Genomic DNA, 383 nt, shown 5'->3' on the forward strand with positions numbered 1-383 from the left:
TGAACTGGTGTTCGGCGCCGATATTAAGGAAAGCGATATCCAGGTGCTGCGTAGCGGCAACGACATGGTGTTCCGCCATATCAACGGCCAGGACAGCGTGACGGTGAAGGATTGGTTCGGCGATCAGCTGAACTGGATCGAACAGATCACCTTCGCTTCCGGCGTGAAGTGGACGGCTGAACAGCTGATGAAGCAGGGCGTGCCGCTGGTGGGTTCCGAGTTGGGCGACACGCTGCGCGGCGGCAATGTCGATGACTGGATGCAGGGCAACGGCGGCAATGACTCGCTGTATGGCGGCAACGGCAACGACCTGATCGAAGGCGGAGCGGGCGACGACGGTCTGTTCGGCGAGGAAGGCAACGACACGCTGCGCGGCGGCGCCG

The 383-nt window shown here is 62.1% G+C and carries 1 protein-coding gene; it reads left to right on the forward strand.

All coding sequences use genetic code 11. From position 1 onward, the window contains the following. The coding region (locus VK98_RS18560) for a calcium-binding protein (protein WP_048415464.1) at positions 1-383 on the forward strand (383 nt) is incomplete at both ends.

It is taken from the genome of Chromobacterium sp. LK11 (assembly GCF_001043705.1).
Classification (GTDB): domain Bacteria; phylum Pseudomonadota; class Gammaproteobacteria; order Burkholderiales; family Chromobacteriaceae; genus Chromobacterium; species Chromobacterium alkanivorans.